The 17,021-nt window shown below is 71.9% G+C and carries 17 protein-coding genes; 6 read left to right on the top strand and 11 right to left on the bottom strand.

Going from position 1 to position 17,021, the window contains the following annotated elements; all coding sequences use genetic code 11:
• Nucleotides 1–26: 26 nt before the first annotated feature.
• Nucleotides 27–1,031, top strand: coding sequence for a LysR family transcriptional regulator (locus KQY30_RS13120; protein ID WP_217306984.1), 1,005 nt, complete (start codon nucleotides 27–29; stop codon nucleotides 1,029–1,031).
• Between the two features lie 76 nt (nucleotides 1,032–1,107).
• Here the strand turns inward: KQY30_RS13120 and KQY30_RS13115 are convergent, their stop codons facing one another.
• Nucleotides 1,108–1,836, bottom strand: a complete 729-nt coding sequence (locus tag KQY30_RS13115; RefSeq protein WP_217311023.1) for an alpha/beta hydrolase — start codon at nucleotides 1,834–1,836, stop codon at nucleotides 1,108–1,110.
• A 193-nt stretch (nucleotides 1,837–2,029) separates the two neighbouring features.
• Here KQY30_RS13115 and KQY30_RS13110 point away from each other — a divergent pair, with 193 nt between their 5' ends.
• Together KQY30_RS13110 and KQY30_RS13105 are read left to right on the top strand one after the other, a co-directional pair.
• On the top strand, nucleotides 2,030–3,145 hold the full coding sequence (locus KQY30_RS13110) for an adenosine deaminase (protein WP_046505695.1): 1,116 nt from the start codon (nucleotides 2,030–2,032) through the stop codon (nucleotides 3,143–3,145).
• Between the two features lie 196 nt (nucleotides 3,146–3,341).
• Nucleotides 3,342–3,731, top strand: a complete 390-nt coding sequence (locus KQY30_RS13105; protein WP_217306983.1) for an ATP-binding protein — start codon at nucleotides 3,342–3,344, stop codon at nucleotides 3,729–3,731.
• 144 nt (nucleotides 3,732–3,875) lie between these two features.
• On the opposite strand, the gene KQY30_RS13100 is transcribed toward KQY30_RS13105, so the two are convergent.
• The 5 genes from KQY30_RS13100 to afsQ1 all read right to left on the bottom strand — a co-directional run bounded on the left by KQY30_RS13100 (nucleotide 3,876) and on the right by afsQ1 (nucleotide 8,002).
• Nucleotides 3,876–4,076 carry a PspC domain-containing protein gene (locus KQY30_RS13100; RefSeq protein ID WP_217306982.1) on the bottom strand — a complete coding sequence of 67 codons (201 nt, stop codon included), beginning with the start codon at nucleotides 4,074–4,076 and terminating at the stop codon, nucleotides 3,876–3,878.
• A gap of 95 nt (nucleotides 4,077–4,171) precedes the next feature.
• On the bottom strand, nucleotides 4,172–4,747 hold the full coding sequence (locus KQY30_RS13095) for a VanZ family protein (protein WP_217306981.1): 576 nt from the start codon (nucleotides 4,745–4,747) through the stop codon (nucleotides 4,172–4,174).
• Between the two features lie 134 nt (nucleotides 4,748–4,881).
• On the bottom strand, nucleotides 4,882–5,682 hold the full coding sequence (locus KQY30_RS13090) for a hypothetical protein (protein WP_217306980.1): 801 nt from the start codon (nucleotides 5,680–5,682) through the stop codon (nucleotides 4,882–4,884).
• Between the two features lie 14 nt (nucleotides 5,683–5,696).
• Entirely contained in the window at nucleotides 5,697–7,226 is a 1,530-nt protein-coding gene (locus KQY30_RS13085; RefSeq protein ID WP_254407583.1) for a HAMP domain-containing sensor histidine kinase, read from the bottom strand.
• 98 nt (nucleotides 7,227–7,324) lie between these two features.
• On the bottom strand, nucleotides 7,325–8,002 hold the full coding sequence (gene afsQ1, locus KQY30_RS13080) for a two-component system response regulator AfsQ1 (RefSeq protein ID WP_079124961.1): 678 nt from the start codon (nucleotides 8,000–8,002) through the stop codon (nucleotides 7,325–7,327).
• 242 nt (nucleotides 8,003–8,244) lie between these two features.
• Between afsQ1 and KQY30_RS13075 the strand changes: the two genes are divergently transcribed.
• Nucleotides 8,245–9,018 carry a SigE family RNA polymerase sigma factor gene (locus KQY30_RS13075; protein ID WP_217306979.1) on the top strand — a complete coding sequence of 258 codons (774 nt, stop codon included), beginning with the start codon at nucleotides 8,245–8,247 and terminating at the stop codon, nucleotides 9,016–9,018.
• A gap of 211 nt (nucleotides 9,019–9,229) precedes the next feature.
• Here the strand turns inward: KQY30_RS13075 and KQY30_RS13070 are convergent, their stop codons facing one another.
• Nucleotides 9,230–9,874 carry a uridine kinase gene (locus KQY30_RS13070; protein WP_254407105.1) on the bottom strand — a complete coding sequence of 215 codons (645 nt, stop codon included), beginning with the start codon at nucleotides 9,872–9,874 and terminating at the stop codon, nucleotides 9,230–9,232.
• 142 nt (nucleotides 9,875–10,016) lie between these two features.
• On the opposite strand from KQY30_RS13070, the gene KQY30_RS13065 reads away from it, so the two are divergent.
• Nucleotides 10,017–10,430, top strand: a complete 414-nt coding sequence (locus tag KQY30_RS13065) for a hypothetical protein (protein WP_217306977.1) — start codon at nucleotides 10,017–10,019, stop codon at nucleotides 10,428–10,430.
• Nucleotides 10,431–10,534: 104 nt separating this feature from the next.
• Here the strand turns inward: KQY30_RS13065 and KQY30_RS13060 are convergent, their stop codons facing one another.
• From KQY30_RS13060 to deoC, 3 genes are read right to left on the bottom strand one after another with little or no spacing between them, the layout of a single operon-like run.
• Complete coding sequence (locus KQY30_RS13060; protein WP_217306976.1) at nucleotides 10,535–11,428, bottom strand: aldehyde dehydrogenase family protein; 894 nt, start codon at nucleotides 11,426–11,428, stop codon at nucleotides 10,535–10,537.
• Nucleotides 11,421–12,878, bottom strand: a complete 1,458-nt coding sequence (locus KQY30_RS13055; protein WP_217306975.1) for an aldehyde dehydrogenase family protein — start codon at nucleotides 12,876–12,878, stop codon at nucleotides 11,421–11,423. Before KQY30_RS13055 ends, KQY30_RS13060 begins: the two co-directional genes overlap by 8 nt.
• A 5-nt stretch (nucleotides 12,879–12,883) precedes the next feature.
• Entirely contained in the window at nucleotides 12,884–13,831 is a 948-nt protein-coding gene (gene deoC / locus KQY30_RS13050) for a deoxyribose-phosphate aldolase (protein ID WP_217311021.1), read from the bottom strand.
• Nucleotides 13,832–13,957: 126 nt separating this feature from the next.
• Between deoC and KQY30_RS13045 the strand changes: the two genes are divergently transcribed.
• A complete protein-coding gene (locus tag KQY30_RS13045) occupies nucleotides 13,958–14,650 on the top strand; it encodes a PH domain-containing protein (RefSeq protein ID WP_217306974.1) in 693 nt (230 codons plus the stop codon).
• A gap of 694 nt (nucleotides 14,651–15,344) precedes the next feature.
• Here the strand turns inward: KQY30_RS13045 and KQY30_RS13040 are convergent.
• On the bottom strand, nucleotides 15,345–17,000 hold the full coding sequence (locus KQY30_RS13040) for a phospho-sugar mutase (protein ID WP_217311020.1): 1,656 nt from the start codon (nucleotides 16,998–17,000) through the stop codon (nucleotides 15,345–15,347).
• Nucleotides 17,001–17,021 lie beyond the last annotated feature (21 nt).

Below are 17,021 nucleotides of genomic sequence, written 5' to 3'. Positions count from 1 at the left end.
TGCATGGATTGGCGATAATCGTTCCCATGGCGCATGAACCGAGGTCGAGCAGGCGCATGTCATGGAGCAGTGACGCAGAAGACACCACGGCGACACCGAACGGGCGGGGCGCGGCCGGGCTGGACCCCGAGTCCTGGTCGGCGGTCCTCGCGCCGCGCCTCGCGTACTTCGCCGGAGTGGCCCGGCACGAGCATGTGACCCGGGCCGCCCAGGACATGGCCGTACCGCAGTCCACGCTCTCCCGGGCGATGGTCCGGCTCGAACAGGACCTGGATGTCGCGCTGTTCGCCCGCAAGGGCCGTACGGTCTCCCTCACCCCGGCCGGCCGCGCCTTCCTCGCCTCGGTCGAACGGGCCCTCGCGGAGGTGGAGCGCGCGGCCGAGTCCGTACGCGCCGACGCCGACCCGGCGTCCGGCAAGGTCGCCTTCGGCTTTCTGCACACCATGGGGTCGGAGACCGTACCGGGCCTGATCAGGGCCTTCCGGGCGGACCATCCGCGCGTACGGTTCCAGCTCGTCCAGAACTACGGCGAGGCGATGCTGGAGCGGATGCGCGCCGGCGAGCTGGACCTCTGTCTGACCTCGCCGGTGCCCGACGCCCCCGATCTGGTCGCCCGCAGACTCGACGAACAGCGGCTGCGGCTGGTCGTCCCCGACGACCACCGGCTCGCCGGGCGGCGGCGCGTCCGGCTGGCCGAGGCCGCGGACGAGACGTTCGTCACCCTGGAACCGGGTTACGGGCTGCGCCGTATCACCGACGCGCTCTGCGCCGAGGCGGGCTTCCGGCCGCGGGTGGCCTTCGAGGGCGAGGAGGCGGAGACGCTGCGCGGCCTGGTGGCGGCGGGGCTGGGTGTGGCGCTGCTGCCACCGCCCGCGGTGGCACGGCCCGGGGTGGTCGAGCTGACGGTGACGGCGCCGCGGGCGGTACGGGAGATCGGCGTCGCGTGGCTCGACGGGCACCCGGACACGCCTCCGGTGGCGGCGTTCAAACGCTTCTTGCTGTCGAGGCGGGGGCAGTTGCTGCCGGACTGAGTTCGCGGTACGCCGGGTCCGGCCGGCAGCGGGTTCGTCCTCGACCGCCGGACGGGCTGTCCGGACGGGCTGTTGTTCACCTCCGTATCGACCGGGCGAACCCCGCCGCCAGCGGCATCCGCAGACCCAGCGGCGGCGGCGCCGCCAGCGCGTCCGCGACCGGGCGGGAGTACGCGCGCGAGAGCAGCGCGCCTAAGACGAAGTCCCGTGCCAGCGCCAGGACTTCGGTGTGGTGCTGGCGCAGCGCGTGTCCGTCGGAGTGCACCTCGAAACGGCAGACATCGCGGTTGATCTTCTTGGCCCGCGCGGCCAGCCGGTAGGACAGCTCCGGGTCGCTGCGCCGGTCATTGGTGCCGTGCATGATCAGCACATGCCGCCCCGCCAACTGCCGTACCGGCTCCGGCTCGACCGCCCGGTCCCGCTCCGGCAGCCAAGGAGCCATCGCCAGCACCGAGTTGACCGCCGAATGCCCGGCGGCGTGCAGCGCGGCCCGGCCGCCCATGCCGTGCCCGGCCAGGCATATCGGCACGTCGCCGTACCGCCGTACGATCTCCTCCGCCGCCCACTCGGCGTCCGCCGCGAGCTGCGCGTCCGTACCGTTCCACCCGCGCCTTCCGTAGTGCACCGCGTGCACCACCACTCCCTCCGCGGCGCCCGACCGCGCCAACGCCCGTGCCAGCGGCAGCACTCGGGCGAACGCGACGGGCGACGGGCGGCGGTGGGAGACCGGCTCGCCGGAGGGAAGGATCAGGACCACGCCTCCCGTCGCCGACCCCGTGGGAGGTGCGGTGAACGCCCGTCCCAGCCGCGCCCCGGGCTCCGCGCGACGCGCGCGTGCCGAACCGTCCCGGCCTGCCGTACGTCCCCCCGGCCCGGGAACCGCTTTCTGTCCCATAGCAGAACAGTCTCAGAAGTCCGGATGTACTCCACCCGTACGCCGGATCACTGTTACATATCGACGGGCCATGATCTACGCGCGTAGGCGTTAGAGTGCGCAGATGACGAGCCAGACCTACCGTCCGCCAACAGCCGACCAGATCCGCCGCGCCCCCAAGGTCCTCCTCCACGACCATCTGGACGGCGGCCTGCGCCCCGGCACGATCATCGATCTCGCCCGCGAGACCGGCTACGACAGCCTGCCCGAGCATGAGTCCGACAAACTCGGCACCTGGTTCCGCGAGGCCGCCGACTCCGGCTCGCTGGAGCGCTATCTGGAGACCTTCGCCCACACCTGCGCGGTCATGCAGACCCGTGACGCGCTGTTCCGGGTCGCCGCCGAGTGCGCCGAGGACCTCGCCGAGGACGGGGTCGTCTACGCGGAGGTGCGGTACGCGCCCGAGCAGCACCTGGAGGGCGGGCTCACCCTCGAAGAGGTCGTCGAGGCCGTCAACGAGGGCTTCCGCGAAGGCGAGCGGCGCGCGCACGCCCATGGTCACCGGATCAGGGTCGGCGCCCTGCTCACCGCGATGCGGCACGCCGCCCGCGCCCTGGAGATCGCCGAACTCGCCAACCGCTACCGGGACTCGGGAGTCGTCGGCTTCGACATCGCGGGCGCGGAGGCCGGCTATCCGCCCACCCGCCACCTCGACGCCTTCGAGTATCTGAAGCGCGAGAACAACCACTTCACCATTCACGCCGGCGAGGCCTTCGGACTGCCCTCGATCTGGCAGGCGCTCCAGTGGTGCGGCGCCGACCGGCTCGGCCACGGTGTGCGCATCATCGACGACATCGAGGTCGCCGAGGACGGCTCGGTGACGCTGGGCCGGCTCGCCGCGTACGTACGGGACAAGCGCATCCCGCTGGAGCTGTGCCCCAGCTCCAACCTTCAGACGGGCGCCGCCGCTTCGTACGGCGAGCACCCCATCGGGCTGCTCCGCAGACTGCATTTCCGCGCCACGGTCAACACCGACAACAGGCTGATGAGCAGTACGAGCATGAGCCGCGAATTCGAGCTGCTGGTCGACACCTTCGGCTACACACTCGACGACATGCAGTGGTTCACCGTCAATGCGATGAAATCAGCATTCATTCCTTTCGATGAACGACTCGCGATGATCAATGACGTGATCAAGCCCGGGTATGCCGAGCTGAAGTCCGAATGGCTGTTCAAGTAGGCGGCTCTGACCAGCGGTTATCTGCTGCGGGAGTGGTGAAGGGAACTCCGGCGGGCGGTCCGGAACACGGAATCCCGGGCGCCCGCCGGTGTTTGCGGGGGATACGGGTGACTGGCTAATTTGCAGAGCCGCTCGCATTGCGCGTCATTCCCCGCCCCGTCACCCCCCGCTCCCCTCCCCAAGGACGAAACCGCAGATGAAGCAGTCCGCCGTCAAGACTCTCGGTGTCGCCGCCCTCGGCGCCGCCTTCGCCTCCGCCGCCGCGGGCACCGCCTCGGCCGCCGCGCCCACCGGGCCCGCCGCGCTCGTCGCCAAGAGCACGGTCACCGCGCTGGACACCGTGGGCTCCGCCGCCGAGCAACTGCCGCTGGAGCAGACCGCCGAGCAGCTTCCCGCGCCCGCGCCCGAGGTCGTCCAGGGCAGCAAGCTGGCGCTCGGCACCCTGCGGCAGGTCGCGCCGATCGTCTTCGGCTCGGCGAGCACCGCCGGCACCGCCAGCCCGCTCAACGGCCTGCTCGGCGGACTGCCGGTCAACGGCCTCGCCAAGGGCGGACTTCCCGTCAACGGCATCCCGATCGGCGGCTGAGCCCCAGGGCCGTACGAGAGGCCCTGGCGCAGGCCACAGCAGTGGGGCGGGTACCCGGATCCGGGTACCCGCCCCACGTGTGCGTACGGACTTTGTGCGTGTGGACTGCGTACGGAAGCTCCGCGTACGAGCCCCGCGCACCGCCTACCAGGCGGTCGTCACCGTCTTCTCGCCCGGCAGCAGCGCCCACAGCGCCAGATAGAGCAGGAACTGCGGGCCGGGCAGCAGGCACGAGATCAGGAAGATCGCACGAACCGTGTTCGCGGAGGTGTTGAAGCGCCGGGCCAGCGCCGCGCACACTCCGCCGATCATGCGTCCGTCACGAGGGCGGATCAATGCGGCCATGGTGGGCTCTCCTTGAAGACCTTGATTGGGAGCGACTCCTTGTGGTGCTCCCGTTGTCTCCATGGTGCGGCGGGCGGCCCGCCCCGGGCGTCGCTCTACGGAGCGATGCCGACCCTGGGAATCGTCGGGGTCGCGCCCTGAGGGCCCTCGTCCCGGTGGAGGGGCCCGGTGTCGTCCCCGCGGCGGACGGTCCCCCGTACCGTACGGGTACGCCTCCGCCGCCGCAGCCGCGCCCGGCCCGCGGGCACCAGCAGCAGATGCGCCAGCGCCACCCCGGCCGTGTTGAGCAGCAGCGAGTCCACATCGACCACCCGGCCGGGGACGCCCGTCTGCAACAGTTCGATGCCCAGCGAGATCATCCCGCCCGCCGTGACCGTACGGGCCATCGAGGCCCAGCCGGAGACCGCGATCCGGCCGCCCGCCATCGGCAGCAGCACCCCGAGCGGCGCCAGCAGGAGCAGTCCTTCGGCGATCCGCCGCGCGCCCGCCACCGGGCCCAGCGCCAGATCCGCCTTGATGCCCGCCAGGGGCGTCAGATTGGCCGCGTGCACCCAGGGGACATCCAGTGGGCGGAGCGTCAGCCACCCCACCAGCAGCAGATGCAGGAGGAGGAGTACGAGCCCCGCCGTACGGAAGCGGATGACGGCGCTGCCGCCCGGACCTTGACGCACGTCCCCAAGGACGCGGCGACCGGCGGAGTCGGTTCCGCCCCTCACACGTGACGCCCGTCATGAGACCGGAGTCACCCCGGCGGCCGTACGAACCGTACGGTCACCGGGCGCGGCGGTACGAATCGTACGTACGGTTACGGAGCGGAGCCCGGCCCCGAGCCGGATCGCAGCCCGGAAGCGGAAGCGGTCCCGGAAGCGGTCGCCGTACCGGAGGCGGACGCCGTGCCCGCCCCGGACTCCGAGGGCGCCGGCGCGAGCGTCGGCACCGCTGTGTCCGGGTCGCTCTTCGTCTCCTGGCCGCATCCGTAGGCGCGCGCCGGATAGTTGCCGGGCCCGCCCAGCACCACCGTCCCGTCCGTGACCTCGCTCTCCGCGAAGGTGCAGACGATCTGGGCCAGCGCCGTCGCCGGCAGGTCCTCGGGCTGGCGGCTCAGCCGCAGTGTGTCCGCGGAATCGCCCTTGCGCGGGGCGGAGAGGATCAGCGGACCCCGTACATAGGTGGTGAAGCCCGCCTCGCGCTCGCTCTTCGAGGGCTGCGCCTGAAGCTCGTCGAGCAGGACCTGAGCGATCTCCACCCGGTTGTCGGCCGCCTTCCCCTGCGGGATCCGCGCGGCGCGCTCCACCGACGAGAGGCCGGAGGCGCAGGCCAGATAGATCCGTACCGGAACGCCCGGGCGCGCCTGGGTGATCACGCTCTCACCGGCGACCTGGCAGGGCATCCGCGAGGGTGCCGGTCCGGCGTCCACCGGCACCGAAGTGGTCCTGATCCCGCACCCGGCGGCGAGGACCGCCAGCGCGGCCACCACTGTGAGGCGCCGCAGCGCGACGGCCGCCCGGCCGCCGCCCGGACCGCCCCGCGCCGCCCGCGTCCCGGCCGTCACGGTGCTTCCCGAGGTGCCGGTGCTTCCGGACGTGACGGTGTTTCCCGACGTCACGGTGCTCCTGGGCGTCACCGCGCGCCGCCTTCCTCTTCCGCCGCCCCGTCCCCGGCGTCCCGGTCGTGGTCCCGCGCCGCCGTCTCCGTACCGGGCTTCGCGCCGTCCTTCGGCAGCCGCAGCACGAACACCGCGCCGCCGCCCGGCACATTGGCCGCGCTGATGTCACCGCCGTGGATGTGCGCGTTCTCCATCGCGATCGACAGCCCCAGACCGCTGCCGTCCGATCGCGGCCGGGAGGCGCTCGCCTTGTAGAACCGGTCGAAGACATGCGGCAGGACGTCCTCGGGGATGCCCGGGCCGTGGTCGCGTACCTCGATCACCAGGGAGCCGCTTTCCGTACGCACCGAGACCCGCACCGGCGAACCGCCGTGCTTGAGGGCGTTGCCGATCAGATTCGCCATGATCACATCGAGCCGGCGGGGGTCGAGCCGCGCCAGGATGCCGCGCTCGGCGTCCAGCTCCACCGCGTCCAGCCAGGCCCGCGCGTCGACACAGGCCGTGACCTGGTCGGCGACATCGACATCGTCCAGTACGAGCCGGGCCGTACCCGCGTCAAAGCGGGTGACCTCCATCAGATTCTCCACCAGGACATTGAGCCGCCGGGTCTCGCTCACCACCAGCGTCACGGCGGGCGCGATCATCGGGTCGAGGCTGTCCGCCTCGTCCTCCAGGACCTCGGTCACGGCGGTCAGCGCGGTCAGCGGCGTCCGCAGCTCGTGCGACATGTCCGCGACGAAGCGGCGGCTCGACTCCTCCCGCGCGCTCATGTCAGCGACCTTCTTCTGGAGCGACTCGGCGGCCTTGTTGAACGTGCGCGACAGATCCGCCAGTTCGTCCGTCCCCGACACGCGCAGCCGGGTGTCGAGCTTGCCCTCCCCGAGCTGCCGCGCCGCCTCGCCGAGGCGCTGCACGGGCTTCAGTACGGTCGTGGCCGCGGCCTGCGCCAGCAGCGCCGAGCCGACCAGCGCGAGGGCGGTGGCGATGCCCAGCGACCAGGCCAGCGAGTTCAGATCCGCCCGCTCCTGGTCCAGGGACTTGAAGAGATAGCCGGTCGGACCGCCCCCGATGATCCGCGTACCGCCCACCAGGTACGGCGTGCCGTCGCGCTCGGTGCGCAGCCAGAACACGTGGTACGGGTAGGCGTTGCCTGAAGTGATCTTCTGCTCGCCGTTGACCGCCTGCTGGAGCGACTCCGGCACGTCGTCCAGGGTGAAGGTGTCCGGGTCGGACGCGCCGGCTATCGGCTTGCCCTCGGCGCGCTCGCCTATCAGCAGCACGCTGTACCCGGCGCTGCCGCCCGCCATCTGCTCCGCCGTGCCCTGAAGCTCGCTCTGGCTCGGCCACAGCGGCAGCTCGGCCGCGCGGTTCTGCATCTTCTGCTGGAAGTCGTTGAGGGCCGAGTCCTGCGTACGGGTCAGCACGGCCTCGCGGTTGAGCCAGTACGCGATCCCGGACGCGGAGACCGCGGCGGTCAGCGCCACCGCGCCGAAGACGACCACGAGCCGCAGCCGCAGACTGGTCCAGCGCAGTCCCGCGAGGATCGCCTTCTTCGCGGCACTGCCCCGTGCCGCCGGGCCGGGCTCCGCCGTTCCGTCGTGCCGCGGGCCGGTGGCCGGCCCGTCCACCGTGGGTGCCGCACTCACGAAGGCGCGTCCAGCCGGTATCCCACGCCCCGTACCGTACGGATCAGGGTCGGCGAGGACGGTACGTCCTCCACCTTCGCCCGCAGCCGCTGCACACAGGCGTCCACCAGACGCGAGTCGCCCAGATAGTCGTGCTCCCACACCAGCCGCAGAAGCTGCTGCCGGGACAGCGCCTGGCCGGGGCGGCGGCTCAGCTCCAGCAGCAGCCGCAGCTCGGTCGGGGTGAGCTGGAGGTCCTCGCCGTTCTTGGTGACCGTCATCGCGGACCGGTCGATCACCAGACCGCCGAAGGTCGCCGAATCCGTGGACTCGCGCTCGCCGCGCCGCAGCACCGCGCGGATCCGCGCGTCCAGCACCCGGCCCTGCACCGGCTTCACCACATAGTCGTCGGCACCGGACTCCAGGCCGACCACCACGTCGATGTCGTCGCTGCGCGCGGTCAGCAGGATGATCGGCAACTGGTCGGTGCGCCTGATGCGCCGGCACACCTCGAAGCCGTCGATCCCGGGCAGCATCACATCCAGCACGATCAGATCCGGCCGCTGCTCGCGCAGCAGTTTCAGGCCGTCCTCTCCCGTCGCCGCGGTGGCCACCCGGTGGCCCTGGCGCGACAGCGAGAGTTCGAGGGCCGTGCGGATGGCGTCGTCGTCCTCGATCAGCAACAGGAAAGGCACGGGGCTCATTGTGTCCCATGGGGGACCGCAGTTCGACCGTTGGAGCGCTCCCATGCGTTCCAACACCGCCCACCAGCCGTCCTTCCACTGCCCTTCCGCACTGTGCGCGCAAGCACCGGTGCCCCCTGTGACAGGCCTGTGACAGTCGGCGGACAGGGCCATGAAACTGCCCCGGCAAGCTTTTCGGCACAGGGGAAAACAAGACAGCCGAACAAGCAACTCCACATGACGGGGGGCGCGGGATGAACGCACTGCACGGCACGGCCTCGAACGCGGTGGTCACGCGTCTTCATGACGTCACATGGAGCGCTGAGAAGTCCGGCGCCGTGAACGGGCGGGGGTGCGTTCGCGGCGCCGGGCGCCAGCACAAGCCGTCGTACATGACGGTGGTCGACGCGGACCGGGCGGCCGACGGGGGAGCGGGGGCGACCGGGGCGGCCGCCACGTACGGGGAGGCATCGGGGGAGCGGACGCTCCCGGCGCGGACGGCGGACGCCGAAGCGGCGTTCACCGCCTACGTCCAGGAGCGCCGCGCCTCCCTGTACGCCACCGCGTACCACCTCACCGGGGACCGGTTCGAGGCGGAGGACCTGCTCCAGAGCGCCCTCTTCTCGACGTACCGGGCCTGGGACAGGATCAGCGACAAGGCCGCGGTCGGCGGCTATCTGCGCCGGACCATGACCAATCTGCACATCAGCGCCTGGCGCAGGCGCAAGCTCAACGAGTACCCGACGGAGGAGCTGCCGGAGACGGCGGGCGACACCGACGCGATGCGCGGCACGGAACTGCGCGCGGTGCTCTGGCAGGCGCTCGCCCGGCTGCCGGAACTCCAGCGCACGATGCTGGTGCTGCGCTACTACGAGGGCCGCACCGACCCGGAGATCGCGGACATTCTCGGTATCAGTGTCGGCACGGTGAAGTCGAGCATCTGGCGGTCGCTCCGCCGGCTGCGCGAGGACGAGGTCCTCAGCTTCGGCCGTGACGAGGAGGAGTCCTTCGGCGAACTGGTCGCCTGAGGGCGGTAGGGGGAAACACGGGGGAGCACGGGGGAAAGTGGGGGCCCGCGGTCTCGGGGGAGACGGCGGGAGTACGGAGACAACGGGGGATCACGGGGGAGCACGGAAAGGGGCGGGACCGTACGGGGCTGGGGGGCCCTGTGCGGTCCCGCCCTTGCCGCGCTGAACCGCGCCCGCTCTCGCGGACGTGGTCGCTCGCCGTGGTGGTTGCTCAATTACCGCTTGCCGTACGAGCGGGTGAACCGGCGGGATCCGCCGCTGCCGCCGCCGCGATACGGGTCAGCGCCTCCGTACGGCCGCAGGGGTACGCTCCCAGTCCCGTCTGACGGCCGACGATCGAGCGTTCGGCGCGCATCAGCCGCCAGCCGCGCCGGAGCAGGAACGGCACCGACTTCCGCCCCTCGCGCAGATCGCGCAGCAGCCGCCGCCGGAAGGTCGTCGAGGGCCGCCCGCGCAGACAGAGCGCGTCCGCCAGGACGCCCAACTCCCGGCAGCGCGCGACGATGTCAGCGGCGAAGATGCCCTCCGCGAGGAACAGCGGGGTGTCCGCGAGGTCGAGCGCCTCGCTGCCGGTCCTGGCGCTGGTGGCGATGGAGTAGACGGGCACGTGCGTACGGCCCGTACGGCACAGCTCCTCGATCGCCGCGACCGCGGCGTCCGCGTCCCAGGAGAGGGCGGAGTCCCAGTCGATGTCCGCACTGTCCGGGACCAGTGGCAGCGTCGGGTCGTCGCCCTCCTTGTAGAAGTCGTCGAGGCGCAGCACGGGCAGACCGGTACGCGCGGCGAGGGAGGACTTGCCGGAACCGGAGGGACCCGCGAGCAGCACGACCCGGGCGGGATGGGATGGGGAACTCACGGGACACCAGTGTGAGGCATGGACGGTTCCCCGTAACCCCCTGGGTACGGCCCGTTGGTGTGGCGTACCGCAACTCGACGACACCGCGTGTCGTTACGGTGACGGAACAGTCGACCGATCACCCGGCCAGGCAGGAAACCTCATGGCACGTCACACAGCTTCCCCCTCCACGCGCCGCGCTCTGCTGCGCGCCGGTCTGACCGTCACCGCGGCGGGCGCGGCGCTCGGTCTGGGCGGCGCGGCGGCGCAGGCGTCGTCGGCACCGGACAACGACAGCCAGTTGGCGGCGGCGGGCACGGCCTCGACGCAGGCCCTCACCGGCGCGCTCACCCACTCCACGACCGGCGCCCTGGCCCCGATCACCAAGCTCCGCCTCAACCCGCTGTCCGGCACGGGAGTGGACCCCCTGGACAACGCGGTGGGCACGCAGGTGGCCGACTTCAAACCGGTCTCCACCGCACCCCTGACGGCTCCCCTGACCAAGGGCACGGGCTCCCTCCAGGGCTTCCCCGTGGTGGGCCCCCTTCTGGGCGCGCTGCTGCCCTCGCAGGGCTGACGGTCCGGCAGCGGGGCGGAGCGCCCCGCTGCCGGAAGGTTCAGCACGCCGGTTCCGTACGCCGAAAGTTCGGTACGCCGGAAGGGTCCAGCACGTCCGAGGATTCAGTACGACGAGCCCGAGGCGCCCAGGGCGCCGGTGGGGTGCCAGACCGTCTTGGTCTCCAGGAACGCCGTGAGGCGGTGGGTGCCGGGGTCCGCGGTCCAGTCGGTGGGGCGGGGGCGGAGGACTCGTTTGAGGTTGTCCGCCGCCGCGATCTCCAGTTCCTTCGCCAGGGCCTCGTCCGCGCCCGTCAGGTCGATGCCGTTCACGTCCTGGTGCGCGGCGAGCGGGGCCGCGATCTCCGCCGTACGGCCCGAGAGGACGTTGACCACACCGCCCGGCAGGTCCGACGTCGCCAGCACCTCGCCCAGCGACAGCGCCGGAAGCGGGGACCGCTCGCTCGCGACGACCACCGCCGTATTGCCCGTGGCGATCACCGGGGCGATCACCGAGACCAGGCCCAGGAACGACGAGTCCCGCGGCGCCAGCACCGTCACGACACCCGTCGGCTCCGGCGTGGAGAGGTTGAAGAACGGCCCCGCCACCGGATTCGCCCCGCCCACGACCTGAGCGATCTTGTCCGTCCACCCGGCGTACCAGACCCAGCGGTCCACCGCCGCGTCCACCGCCGCCGCTGCCTTCTGCTTCGACAGCCCCTCGGCGTCCGCGACTTCCCGTACGAACTGGCCCCTGCGCCCCTCCAGCATCTCGGCGACGCGGTACAGCACCTGGCCCCTGTTGTACGCCGTCGCCCCCGACCAGCCGCCGAACGCCTTGCGCGCCGCGACGACCGCGTCCCGGGCGTCCTTGCGGGAGGACAGCGGGGCGTTGGCCAGCCATTCGCCCTTGGAGTCGGTCACTTCGTACACCCGGCCGCTCTCACTGCGGGGGAACTTGCCCCCGACGTACAGCTTGTAGGTCTTGAAGACGCTCAGCCGTGTCGTCGCGTCAGACATCTAGGTACGCCTCCAGACCGTGGCGGCCGCCCTCGCGGCCGTACCCCGACTCCTTGTAGCCGCCGAACGGCGAGGTCGGGTCGAACTTGTTGAACGTATTGGCCCAGACGACACCCGCCCGGAGTCGGCTCGCCACCGCCAGGATCCGGGAGCCCTTCTCCGTCCAGATCCCCGCCGACAGGCCGTACTGCGTGTTGTTCGCCTTGGCCACGGCCTCCTCGGGCGTACGGAACGTCAGCACCGACAGCACAGGACCGAAGATCTCGTCCCGCGCGATGGTGTGCGCCTGCGAGACGTTCGTGAAGAGCGTCGGCGCGAACCAGTAGCCGGACGACGGCAGTTCGCACTCCGGCGACCACCGCTCCGCCCCTTCCGCCTCGCCCGTCTCCGCCAGCGCGGTGATACGGGCGAGCTGCTCGGCCGAGTTGATCGCGCCCAGGTCGGTGTTCTTGTCCAGCGGATCGCCGACCCGCAGCGTGGACAGCCGCCGCTTGAGCGAGTCCAGCACCTCGTCGTGCACCGACTCCTGTACGAGCAGCCGGGAGCCCGCGCAGCACACCTGGCCCTGGTTGAAGAAGATGCCGGTGACGATGCCCTCGACGGCCTGGTCGACCGGCGCGTCGTCGAAGACGATATTCGCGCCCTTGCCGCCGAGTTCGAGGGTGACCCTCTTGTCCGTACCGGCGATCTGGCGCGCGATGGCCTTGCCGACGGCGGTGGAACCGGTGAACGCCACCTTGTCGATGCCCGGGTGCGAGACCAGCGCCGCGCCCGTGCTCCCGTCGCCCGTCACGATGTTGACGACTCCCCTGGGGAGTCCGGCCTGACGGCAGATGTCCGCGAAGAAGAGCGCGGAGAGCGGGGTCGTCTCCGCGGGCTTCAGCACCACGGTGTTGCCGGTGGCCAGCGCGGGGGCGATCTTCCACGCCAGCATGAGCAGCGGGAAGTTCCAGGGAATCACCTGGCCCGCGACGCCGAGCGGCCGGGGGACCGCGCCGCTCTGTCCTTCTGCCGTCCCGAACCCCGCATGGCCGAGCTTGTCGGCCCAGCCCGCGTAGTAGAAGAAGTGCGCGGCGACCAGCGGGAGATCGGTGTCCCGGGTCTCCCTGATCGGCTTGCCGTTGTCGAGGGTCTCCAGGACGGCCAGCTCACGCGAGCGCTCCTGGATGATCCGGGCGATACGGAACAGGTACTTGGCCCGCTCGGCACCCGGCAGCGCCGACCACTTCTCGAACGCCTTGCGCGCGGCCCCGACGGCCCGGTCGATGTCCTCGGCGCTGCCGTGGGCGACCTCGGAGAGCACCTCCTCCGTGGCCGGGGAGACCGTCTTGAAGACCTTCCCGCCGGCCGCCTCGGTGAACTCGCCGTCGATGAACAGCCCGTACGCCGGGGCGATGTCCACGATGGCGCGCGACTCGGGCGCGGGCGCGTATTCGAATGGGGATGCCATGGTGATCAGTCCACCGTCACATAGTCGGGGCCGGAGTAGCGGCCGGTGCTGAGCTTCTGACGCTGCATCAGCAGATCGTTCAGCAGGCTGGAGGCGCCGAAGCGGAACCAGTGGCTGTCCAGCCAGTCCGCGCCCGCGGTCTCGTTGACCAGCACCAGGAACTTCACCGCGTCCTTGCTGGTACGGATACCGCCCGCGGGCTTCACCCCGACCTGGACGCCGGTCTGCGCGCGGAAGTCCCGTACGGCCTCCAGCATCAGCAGGGTGTTGGCGGGGGTGGCGTTGACCCCCACCTTGCCCGTCGACGTCTTGATGAAGTCGGCGCCGGCGAGCATGCCGAGCCAGGAGGCGCGGCGGATGTTGTCGTACGTGGACAGCTCCCCGGTCTCGAAGATGACCTTGAGCCGGGCGGCCCCGGCGGCCTCCTTCACCGCGCGGATCTCCTCGTACACCTTGAGGTAGTGCCCCGCGAGGAACGCGCCGCGGTCGATGACCATGTCGATCTCGTCCGCGCCCGCGGCGACGGCGTCCCGGGTGTCCGCGAGCTTCACCGCGAGGGAGGCGCGGCCCGCCGGGAAGGCGGTCGCGACGGAGGCGACCTTCACCGTGGACCCGGCGAGCGCGGCGACCGCGGTCCGGGCCATGTCCGGATACACACAGACGGCCGCGGTGGCGGGGGTCGTACGGTCGGTCGGGTCGGGGTGCTGCGCCTTGGCGGCGAGCGCGCGGACCTTGCCGGGGGTGTCCGCGCCTTCGAGCGTGGTCAGGTCGATCATGGAGATGGCCAGGTCGATGGCGTACGCCTTGGCCGTGGTCTTGATCGAACGCGTCCCGAGCGACGCGGCTCGCGCCTCCAGACCGACGGCGTCGACGCCGGGCAGCCCGTGCAGGAAACGGCGCAGCGCGCTGTCGGACGCGGCCACGTCGGCGAATGCGGGGGTGATGGTGGGCATGGTCACCAGAGGAGCATATCTACGCGCGTAGCGACCTGTACAGGGGGCGGGTCGTTGTGAGGCCGAGCTGTGACCGGGTGCGACCGGCTTCGAGGGCCGCGGGGCGTGTGCGGCAGAATCGGGCATATGACGAGTCCCGAGCACAAGTCCTCCCGGCCGGAGCCGCGTGTGCCCGCGGCGGCGCCCGAGCCTGCCTCCGCGCCGGCCTCGGGTGCGCCCGCGCCGGCCTACCGTGACCGTGTCTACCGGTCGGCCGGCGGGATCCTCGGGGGCGTCCTGCTGCTGGCGGTCGCCGCCTGGCTCGGCATCGACGCGCTGGTACGGGGTACGGGCCGCACCCCGTGGCTGGCCCTCGCCGCGCTCCTCTTCTCCGTACCGCTCATCACCGCCTTCAGCCTGCGGCCGGCGGTTTTCGCGGGCGAGGACCGGCTGCGGATCAGGAACCCGTTCCGGACGATCGTGCTGCCGTGGCGGGCGGTGACGGAGATACGCGCGACGTATTCGTGCGAGGTGTTCACGGAGGGGGCGGGCAAGTTCCAGCTCTGGGCGGTACCGGTGTCACTGCGGGCACGCAAGCGGGCGGAGCGGCGGGGCGGTGGCTCGGCGGCGCGTGGCTCGGCGGCGCGTGGTTCGGTGGGCGTTGTGGACCCGGCCCACCTGGCGGTGGCGGACAGGGCAATGGCGGACCTGCGGGCCTTGTCGGCCAAGGCGGCGGGCCGCGCTGGGGCGCAGGGCGAGCCGGTGGTGCGGTGGGCGTACGAGGTCCTGGCACCGACGGCGGCGGGGCTGGTGCTGCTGGTGGTACTGCTGCTGACGTAGACGGCGGTACGCATGTTCTTGTCCGGGCCCGCCCGGATGCCGGTTCGTCCTCAATCGCCGGACGGGCTTGGTTGTGCCGGGCGGCACCGCCAGGTCCCCCGGCGTCGGGGGTGCCGGTTCCGTCCTCAATCGCCGGACGGGCTTGGGTGGTGGGTGGTGCGGGTGTCGGGGCCTCCGGAGGCGGATGTCCGGACGGCATGATTTACGGCGCCCTGAGGCGTACGGAGTATCACGCGTCCTGGCGCCACAAATCACGCTTTAGTGTCCGGCCACGCACCTCCTCCGACCCCGCCCCCTCCCGCCGGTGGGTCGGGTTCCGCCCGGCGGGGTGCCATCTCCGCTCCGGCAGGGGCGGGACGCCCGTCGCGCGGCCCGCAGGCGAAGCACGGCCCGGGGGATCCATCCTCACCCACCGCCGGGCGGTAGCTGACCGCCGGCGGGAGGGGGTCGGGGTCGTAGGAGGTGCGTGTCCGGACGTAAAGCGTCGCAGCTCGCGCGAAGCGCGGTGAGGATAGCAGTCCGGACATGTACCTCCGGAGGCCCCGGCACCCGCACCCACCACGCAGCACACCCCGGTGCCGCCCGGCACATTCAAGCCCGTCCGGCGATTGAGGACGGACCGGTCGCGCACGGACCCGGCGCCCAATGTCACCCCGCCCCGCACGGACCCGGCGCCCAACGCCACCGCAACCCCCTAAATCCCCGCCGCCGCCGACATGTCCCTCTTCAGCGCCTCCAGTACCCCCCTCGCCTCCCCCTTCGCCCCCGCCAGCCCCGTCGCGTCCGCCACCGGGATCACCACCTCCAAGTAGCACTTGAGCTTCGGTTCCGTGCCGCTCGGGCGGACGATGACGCGGGCTCGGTACGCGCCCGCCAGGCGGTAGCGGAGGCCGTCCGTCGGCGGGAGGGTCGCCGAGCCCTCCGCCAGATCCTCCGTGGAGACGACGGACAGGCCCGCCAGCTCCACCGGCGGACGCTCCCGCAGCCGCCGCATCGCGTCCGCGATCAGTGACAGGTCCTTGACGCGGACCGAGAGCTGGCCGGTCGCGTGCAGGCCGTGCGTCACGGCCAGGTCGTCGAGGAGGTCGGCCAGCGTACGGCCCTGCGCCTTCAGTTCGGACGCCAGCTCCGCCACCAGCAGTGCCGCCGTGATCCCGTCCTTGTCCTTCACGCCCTCGGGGTCGACGCAGTACCCGAGCGCCTCCTCGTACCCGTACCGCAGCCCCTCGACCCGGGCGATCCACTTGAAGCCGGTCAGCGTCTCCTCGTACCCCAGCTCCGCCGCCTCGGCGATCCGGCCGAGCAGCGACGACGAGACGATCGACTCGGCGAAGGTGCCGCGTGCGCCCTTGTGGACGAGATGCGCGGCGAGCAGCGCGCCGGTCTCGTCCCCGCTGAGCATCCGCCAGCCCGCGCCGCCGTCGGCGGACTCGTCCGGCACGGCCACCGCGCACCGGTCCGCGTCCGGGTCGTTGGCGATGACCAGGTCGGGCTGGACGCGGCGGGCCGTCGCGAAGGCCAGATCCATCGCGCCGGGCTCCTCGGGGTTGGGGAACGCGACGGTCGGGAACGCCGGATCGGGCTCGGCCTGCTCCGGCACCGGGACCGGCGCGGGGAAGCCGGCGCGCGCGAAGGCGGCCAGCAGGGTCTCCGTACCGACGCCGTGCAGCGCCGTGTGGACGGTCCGGGCGGTACGGGGCGTGCCGGGCGTCAGGACCGTGTCCGTACGTTCCAGATACGCCGTCAGGACCTCTTCCCCGAGGATCTCCCAGCCGCCGTCCGGACGCGGTACGGACGCGAGCGGACCGACCGCGTCGATCCGGGCCGCGATCTCGCCGTCCGCGGGCGGCACGATCTGGGAGCCGCCGCCCAGATAGACCTTGTAGCCGTTGTCCCGGGGCGGGTTGTGGCTCGCGGTGACCTCCACCCCGGCCACGGCCCCCAGGTGCCGTACGGCGAAGGCCAGTACGGGGGTGGGCAGTGCCCGGGGCAGGACGGCCGCGCGCAGCCCCGCGCCGGTCATCACGGCGGCGGTGTCCCGCGCGAACTCCTCCGACTTGTAGCGGGCGTCGTAGCCGATGACGACCAGCCCGCCGCCGTCGCCGCGGTCCGTCAGATACGCGGCCAGGCCGGCCGCCGCCCGGATGACCACGGCCCGGTTCATCCGCATGGGCCCGGCGCCCAGCTCCCCGCGCAGCCCGGCCGTGCCGAAGCGCAGGGTGCCGGAGAACCGTTCGGTGAGCGAGTCCAGATCCCCGGCCTCGATGATCCGGGCGAGTTCCTCGCGGGTCTCGCTGTCCGGGTCCTCGGCCAGCCAGGCCCTGGCCCGGGTGATGACGTCCTGCTCCATGGGGTCCTGCTGCTGCACGGT

The organism is Streptomyces sp. GMY02 (assembly GCF_019056675.1).
Classification (GTDB): Bacteria; Actinomycetota; Actinomycetes; order Streptomycetales; family Streptomycetaceae; genus Streptomyces; species Streptomyces odonnellii.
This window is presented reverse-complemented; position numbering and strand designations above follow the sequence as displayed.

What these genes read in the sequence shown, in the direction of transcription:
- deoC (WP_217311021.1), bottom strand. Translation starts at nt 13,831, where the DNA reads ATGCCCACCATCACCCCCGCATTCGCCGACGTGGCCGCGTCCGACAGC.
- KQY30_RS13120 (WP_217306984.1), top strand. Translation starts at nt 27, where the DNA reads ATGGCGCATGAACCGAGGTCGAGCAGGCGCATGTCATGGAGCAGTGAC.
- KQY30_RS13055 (WP_217306975.1), bottom strand. Translation starts at nt 12,878, where the DNA reads ATGGCATCCCCATTCGAATACGCGCCCGCGCCCGAGTCGCGCGCCATC.
- KQY30_RS13045 (WP_217306974.1), top strand. Translation starts at nt 13,958, where the DNA reads ATGACGAGTCCCGAGCACAAGTCCTCCCGGCCGGAGCCGCGTGTGCCC.
- KQY30_RS13060 (WP_217306976.1), bottom strand. Translation starts at nt 11,428, where the DNA reads ATGTCTGACGCGACGACACGGCTGAGCGTCTTCAAGACCTACAAGCTG.
- KQY30_RS13105 (WP_217306983.1), top strand. Translation starts at nt 3,342, where the DNA reads ATGAAGCAGTCCGCCGTCAAGACTCTCGGTGTCGCCGCCCTCGGCGCC.
- KQY30_RS13075 (WP_217306979.1), top strand. Translation starts at nt 8,245, where the DNA reads ATGAACGCACTGCACGGCACGGCCTCGAACGCGGTGGTCACGCGTCTT.
- KQY30_RS13065 (WP_217306977.1), top strand. Translation starts at nt 10,017, where the DNA reads ATGGCACGTCACACAGCTTCCCCCTCCACGCGCCGCGCTCTGCTGCGC.
- KQY30_RS13040 (WP_217311020.1), bottom strand. Translation starts at nt 17,000, where the DNA reads ATGGAGCAGGACGTCATCACCCGGGCCAGGGCCTGGCTGGCCGAGGAC.
- KQY30_RS13110 (WP_046505695.1), top strand. Translation starts at nt 2,030, where the DNA reads ATGACGAGCCAGACCTACCGTCCGCCAACAGCCGACCAGATCCGCCGC.
- KQY30_RS13100 (WP_217306982.1), bottom strand. Translation starts at nt 4,076, where the DNA reads ATGGCCGCATTGATCCGCCCTCGTGACGGACGCATGATCGGCGGAGTG.